Consider the following 6493-nt stretch of genomic DNA (forward strand, 5'->3'; position numbering starts at 1 on the left):
ATAAAGATAACAGACCCCGCGCGGGTGCCGCGCGCTGGCGCCGGGATTCCGGGCGGGCTGTTACATCTTTGTGGCAGGGCGCCGCTTACATGCGGGTGCGCTCGCGCTTCTGCAGCTTGCTCTTGATGCGGTTGAGCTTGAGCGGCGACAGGTACTCGACAAAGACCTTGCCGCGCAGGTGATCGATCTCATGCTGGATGCAGACGGCCAGCAGGTCGTCGGCTTCGAGCTCGAAGCTCTCGCCCTTCTCGTTGAGCGCGCGCACGCGCACGCGGTCGGGGCGCTCGACGCGGTCATAGACCTCGGGCACCGACAGGCAGCCCTCTTCCCACACCTTGCGGTTGTCGCTGGCCCAGACGATCTCCGGGTTGATAAAGACCTGGAGCTGGTCGCGCGTTTCCGAGACGTCGATCACCACCACCTGCTCGTGCACGTTGACCTGCGTGGCGGCCAGCCCGATGCCGGGCGCTTCGTACATGGTTTCAGCCATGTCCTTCACCAGCTGGCGGATACGGTCGTCCACCGCCGCCACGGGTTTGGCAACGGTGTGCAGGCGGGGATCGGGGTAGGTCAGGATATCGAGTTTTGCCATGATGCTCAGGCGCAACGCCGGCTGCTGCCGGCAACCGGGCCGCGTTGCGGCGGCCGGTGTTTACATGCAGAATCGGGGCGCAAGTACAAAAATTCAAGGCGCGCCGAAACAGGCGCGCTCTCCCGGGTCAATCCGGCCGAACCACCGGCCGGTCAGGAAAATGCGCGATCTTACCAAAGAACACCAGGCGGCGTCGGGCCGCAGGCTGCACGCGTTCACCCCTAAGTTTGCTTGTGCGTTGCTGAGTGCCGCTGGCTTCACTGCTGCGGCCACGCTTCCGGCCCTGGCCGCGGACCTGACGGTCACGCCGGCACAGCAGGCCGAAGCCCAGCGCACGGCCCAACAGGGCATCCCCGTTTCAGACCTGGCTGCCAATGCGCCGTCGCAGTACACCGTGCGCACGGGTGACACGCTGTGGGGGATCTCGGGCCGCTTCCTGCGCCAGCCATGGCGCTGGCCTGAGCTATGGGGCATGAACCGGCAACAGATCCGCAACCCGCACCTGATCTATCCGGGACAGATCCTGTATTTGATCCAGCGCGACGGCCGTGCCTGGCTGTCGACCACGCCGGGCGGCAGCGGCACGGTGCGCCTGTCGCCGCAGATGCGCGGCAGTGCCGCCGATGGCGCCGCCATCCAGAGCATCGCGTCCGCCGATATCGAGCCCTTCCTGATCCGCCCGCTGGTGGTCGACCAGGACACGCTGGCCACCTCGGCGCGCATCGTCGCCGTGTCCGAGTCGCGCGTCATCCTTGGCCGCGACGACACCGGCTACGCGCGCGGCATCCCCGCCGACGCGCCACAAGGCAGCGACTGGCAGGCCTACCGCCCGGTCACCCCGGTGCGCGATCCCGTCACCAATGCCGTGCTCGGCTACGAGGCCGAATACGAAGGCAACGTGCGCCTGGCGCGCGGCGCGCAGGGGCCGGATGCGGTCTCGACCCTGCAGGTCACGCAGGCCAGGCAGGAGATGGGCGTGGGCACGCTGCTGATGCCGCAGCCCGCGCGCGAAGCGCTGCGCTATGTGCCGCACGCGCCTGATGCGCAACTCGACGGCCGCGTGGCCAAGGTCTATGGCGGGGTCGAGTTCGGCGGTGCCAAGCAGGTGGTGGTGCTTAACCTCGGCAGCCAGGCCGGGGTGGAGCCCGGGCATGTGCTGGCGCTGTCGCGCACCGGCGAGACCGTCGCCGACAAGACCGACAGCAACCGCGCCATCCGCCTGCCCGACGAGCGCTACGGCCTGGCCTTTGTCTTCCGCGTGTTCCCGGGGGTGTCGTATGCGCTGGTCACCGACGCCTCCAACGTGATCGCGGTCGGCGACCGGGCGACCTCGCCGCGCTGAGCCGGTCTTGGCGACATCGCAGGCGGCCCCGGCGGCCGCCGCTTCCCTTTGCCATGGCGGCGCTGCCCGGCAGCTCACCACGCGCGATCCAGAGGAACTGAAGGCGTGGCTGCAGCTCGCCTGTGCGCCCGGGGTCGGCCCGGTCACGGTGCGCCTGCTGCTGGCCGCATTCGGGCTGCCGCAGCAGATCCTGGCGCAGAGCGTGGCAGCGCTGTCTGCCGTCGTTCCCAAAAAACACGCCCGCGCGGTGCTGGCCAGGCCCGGCACCGGGCTGCCGGCACTGGTCGAACGCACCCTCGCCTGGCTCGGCACACCCGGCAACCACGTGGTCACGTTCGGCGACGACGCCTACCCTGCCCGCCTGTTCGACCTGCCCGACCCGCCGCCGCTGCTATATATCAAGGGCGATCCCGCGCTGCTGGCGCGTCCTGCGGTGGCCATCGTCGGCGCGCGCGGCGCCACCGAGCAGGGACAAGCGCGATGCGCAGGCCTTCGGGCGGGCGCTGTCCGAGTCGGGGCTGGCGGTGGTTTCGGGGCTGGCGCTGGGCGTCGATGCCGCCGCCCATGCCGGCGGGCTGCAGGGCTGCGGCGGTACCGTCGCTGTTACGGGTACGGGGGCCGACCGGGTCTATCCGGCCGAGAACCTGATGCTGGCGCACGAAGTGGCCGCGCGCGGCGCCATCGTCACCGAATTCCCGCTCGGCATGCAGGGCCTGCCCGCCAACTTCCCGCGCCGCAACCGCATCATCGCGGCCCTGGCGCGCGGGGTGCTGGTGGTGGAGGCCGCGGCGCGCTCGGGCTCGCTGATCACCGCACGGCTGGCGGCCGATCTGGGGCGCGAGGTATTTGCGGTGCCGGGCTCGATCCACGCGCCGCTGTCAGCAGGCTGCCATCTGCTGATCCGCCAGGGCGCGAAGCTGGTGGAGCGCGTGGAGGACGTGCTGGAAGAGATCAACCTGCTGCCGGCGCCTGCGCGCCCTGCAGCCAGGCGCGTTCCCGCGTCCGTACCGGAGCAACCAGATCTTTCTGACTTTGCCGGCCACGGCGACCCCCTGCTGGCCGCTCTCGGCTACGATCCGGTTACGCTGGATGCGCTGTGCGAGCGCAGCGGCCAGCCTCCGGAAGCCGCCGCGGCGCGCCTGCTGGAACAGGAACTGGCCGGGCACGCCGAGCGTCTACCGGGAAACCTGTTCCGGCGGCTTGGGTGAGCAGGAGCGCAATACCGATACAATCGCCGGCAGCCCGCGTGCCGCGGGCGCCTCATGTTTCCGATGCCATGACCGTTTACTTTCCAGAACGTGACGCCGGCGCCATTGCAGCGTGCCTGGCGGCGCGGCCGCAGGGCCGCCTGGTGGCCTGCCTGTGCGCGCAGTGGTGCGGCACGTGCCGGGACTACCTGGCGGCGCTGACCGCGCTGGCCGCGCGCCATCCGGAGGATTGCTTCGTCTGGATCGACATCGAGACGCACGCGGATGCGCTTGGCGATATCGATATTGAGAATTTCCCGACGCTGCTGGTGCAGCCTGCGTCGGGTGGCACGCCCCAGTTCTATGGCACCCTGCTGCCGCACATCGAGGTGCTGGAACGCATGCTGAGCCGCGGTGCGGCGATGCCTGCGAGCGCCGAAGACGTGCCGCAGGTGCTGGACTGGTTGCTTGCCGGGGGGAGCAGCGCCGCCTAGGCGGCGCCAAGGGCGGCGGCGGGGGCTTGCTTGCACCGCCGTTGAAAGCGCGCTTATTATTGGCGCCTCATAGCCCCCCGGCGTTCCGATTACTTCGTTTGTAGTGCAATTCGCGGGTTGCCGGATGCAGCTCGCAAGGACCCTTCCCATGTCAAAAGCCCTCATCATCGCGGAAAAACCGTCGGTCGCGGCGGATATCGCCCGTGCCCTCGGGGGGTTTACCAAGCACGACGAGTATTTCGAGAGCGACGACTACGTGCTGTCCTCCGCCGTCGGCCACCTGGTCGAGATCGCCGCGCCGGACGAATACGAGGTCAAGCGCGGCAAGTGGAGCTTCGCCAACCTGCCGGTGATCCCGCCGCATTTCGACCTGCGCCCGATCGCCAAGACCGAGTCGCGCCTGAAGGTGCTGAACCGGCTGATCAAGCGCAAGGACGTCACCGCCCTGATCAACGCCTGTGACGCGGGGCGCGAAGGCGAACTGATCTTCCGGCTGATCGCGCAACAGGCCAAGGCCAAGCAGCCGGTGCGCCGGCTGTGGCTGCAGTCGATGACGCAGCAGGCGATCCGCGATGGCTTCGCCAGCCTGCGCGAAGACGAAGACATGCTGCCGCTGGCCGACGCCGCGCGCTGCCGCTCCGAGGCCGACTGGCTGGTGGGCATCAACGGCACCCGCGCCATGACCGCCTTCAACAGCAAGGGCGGCGGCTTCTTCCTGACCACCGTGGGCCGCGTGCAGACGCCGACGCTGTCGATCGTGGTGGAGCGTGAAGAGAAGATCAAGCACTTCGTGCCGCGCGACTACTGGGAAGTGCGGGCCGAGTTCATCGCCGCCGCCGGCCTGTATGAAGGCCGCTGGTACGACCCCAAGTTCAAGAAGAGCGAGTTCGATCCCGAGGCGCGCGAATCGCGCCTGTGGAGCGAGGCCGAGGCCAAGAGCATCGTTGCCGCCTGCCGCGACAAGACCGGCACGGTCACCGAGGAATCCAAGCCGTCGACGCAGCAGTCGCCGGCGCTGTTTGACCTGACCACGCTGCAGCGCGAGGCCAACTCGCGCTTCGGCTTCTCGGCCAAGAACACGCTGGGCCTGGCGCAGGCCCTGTATGAGAAGCACAAGGTCCTGACCTACCCGCGTACCGATGCGCGCGCGCTGCCCGAGGACTACCTGGACACGGTCAAGCAGACCATGGACATGCTGGCCGACAGCTCGCCCAACTACCTGCCGCACGCCAAGAAGATCCTGGCGCAGGGCTGGGTCAAGCCGAACAAGAAGATCTTCGACAACAGCAAGATCAGCGACCACTTCGCCATCATCCCGACGCTGCAGGCGCCCAAGAACCTGTCCGAGCCGGAGCAGAAGCTGTACGACCTGGTGGTGCGCCGCTTCCTGGCGGTGTTCTTCCCGGCGGCCGAGTTCCAGGTCACCACCCGCATCACGGAAGTCGCCGGCCACCACTTCAAGACCGAAGGCAAGGTGCTGGTCAACCCGGGCTGGCTGGTGATCTACGGCCGCGAGGCGCAGGGCGACAAGGACGCCGCCAACCTGGTGCCAGTGGCCAAGGACGAGAAGGTCAAGACCGACAAGGTCGAGAGCGTCGGCCTGACCACCAAGCCGCCCGCGCGCTACAACGAAGCCACGCTGCTGTCGGCGATGGAAGGCGCCGGCAAGCTGGTGGACGATGACGCGCTGCGCGAAGCCATGGCCGGCAAGGGCCTGGGCACGCCGGCGACGCGCGCGGCCATCATCGAAGGCCTGCTGACGGAAAAATACCTGGTGCGCGAAGGCCGTGAGCTGATCCCGACCGCCAAGGCGTTCCAGCTGATGACGCTGTTGCGCGGCCTGGGCGTGCTGGAACTGACGCAGGCCGAGCTGACCGGCGAATGGGAGCACAAGCTCTCGCAGATCGAACGCGGGCGCATGAAGCGCGACGAGTTCATGCTCGAGATCGCGCAGATGACGCAGCAGATCGTCAAGCGCGCCAAGGAATACGACAGCGACACCATCCCGGGCGACTACGCCACGCTGGACACGCCGTGCCCGCAATGCGGCGGGCAGGTCAAGGAGAACTACCGCCGCTTTGCCTGCACCGCGTGCGAGTTCTCGATCAGCAAGATCCCGGGCGGGCGCCAGTTCGAGATCGAAGAGGTCGAAGAGCTGCTGCTGAAGAAGGAAATCGGTCCGCTGCAGGGCTTCCGCAGCAAGATGGGCCGTCCGTTCGCCGCCATCCTCAAGCTGGGCAAGGACGACGAGGGCCATTACAAGATGGAATTCGACTTCGGCCAGAATGACGACGATAACGACGGCGAGCCCGTCGACTTCAGCGGCCAGGAGCCGGTTGGCAGCTGCCCGAAGTGCGGCGGCTCGGTGTTCGAGCACGGCATGAAGTACGTCTGCGAGAACAGCACGACCAGCCCCAAGAGCTGCGACTTCACCACCGGCAAGATCATCCTGCAGCAGGAAATCAGCCGCGAGCAGATCGGCAAGCTGCTCACCGACGGCAAGACCGACCTGCTGACGGGGTTCAAGTCGTCGCGCACCGGCCGCAACTTCAAGGCCTTCCTGGTCAAGCAGCCGGACGGCAAGATCGGCTTCGAGTTCGAGGCGCGCGAGCCCAAGGCGGGCGCCAAGACGGCGGCCAAGACCACGGCCAAGGCGGCATCGAATGGCACGGCCGAGGCAGCGCCGGCAACCAAGACGGCAGCGAAGACCGCGGCCAAGGCGCCAGCCACCAAGGCACCGGCCAAGAAGGCGGCGGCCAAGAAGGCCCCTGCCAAGACCGCCGCGGCCAAGAAGTCGCGCGCGGCGGCCGCCGGCGAGTAAGCCTCAGCGCGTCACGGCAAAACGCCCGGCATTGCCGGGCGGTTTGCTTCGGGGGGC

At 68.1% G+C, this 6493-nt stretch carries 4 protein-coding genes and 1 pseudogene; 4 read left to right on the forward strand and 1 reads right to left on the reverse strand.

Annotation, left to right across the window (positions count from 1 at the left end):
- Positions 1-85: 85 nt before the first annotated feature.
- On the reverse strand, positions 86-592 hold the full coding sequence (def, locus tag CF68_RS08405; protein WP_010811325.1) for a peptide deformylase: 507 nt from the start codon (positions 590-592) through the stop codon (positions 86-88).
- 160 nt (positions 593-752) lie between these two features.
- On the opposite strand from def, the gene CF68_RS08410 reads away from it, so the two are divergent.
- The 4 genes and pseudogenes from CF68_RS08410 (at position 753) to CF68_RS08425 (ending at position 6436) form a co-directional block, all read left to right on the forward strand.
- Positions 753-1934 carry a LysM peptidoglycan-binding domain-containing protein gene (locus tag CF68_RS08410; RefSeq protein ID WP_035817411.1) on the forward strand — a complete coding sequence of 394 codons (1182 nt, stop codon included), beginning with the start codon at positions 753-755 and terminating at the stop codon, positions 1932-1934.
- A 7-nt stretch (positions 1935-1941) separates the two neighbouring features.
- A pseudogene (gene dprA / locus CF68_RS08415) lies at positions 1942-3142 on the forward strand (DNA-processing protein DprA).
- 68 nt (positions 3143-3210) lie between these two features.
- Positions 3211-3615, forward strand: a complete 405-nt coding sequence (locus CF68_RS08420; RefSeq protein WP_018312051.1) for a thioredoxin domain-containing protein — start codon at positions 3211-3213, stop codon at positions 3613-3615.
- A gap of 148 nt (positions 3616-3763) precedes the next feature.
- The gene (locus CF68_RS08425) at positions 3764-6436 is read left to right on the forward strand and encodes a DNA topoisomerase III (protein ID WP_035817413.1); all 2673 of its coding nucleotides are present in this window, start codon (positions 3764-3766) and stop codon (positions 6434-6436) included.
- Positions 6437-6493: the final 57 nt, after the last annotated feature.

It is taken from the genome of Cupriavidus sp. SK-4, assembly GCF_000611125.1.
GTDB lineage: Bacteria > Pseudomonadota > Gammaproteobacteria > Burkholderiales > Burkholderiaceae > Cupriavidus > Cupriavidus necator.

Bases quoted from the DNA above. Each gene is read 5' to 3' on its own strand.
- CF68_RS08425 (WP_035817413.1), top strand. From the start codon at position 3,764: ATGTCAAAAGCCCTCATCATCGCGGAAAAACCGTCGGTCGCGGCGGAT.
- CF68_RS08420 (WP_018312051.1), top strand. From the start codon at position 3,211: ATGACCGTTTACTTTCCAGAACGTGACGCCGGCGCCATTGCAGCGTGC.
- def (WP_010811325.1), bottom strand. From the start codon at position 592: ATGGCAAAACTCGATATCCTGACCTACCCCGATCCCCGCCTGCACACC.
- CF68_RS08410 (WP_035817411.1), top strand. From the start codon at position 753: ATGCGCGATCTTACCAAAGAACACCAGGCGGCGTCGGGCCGCAGGCTG.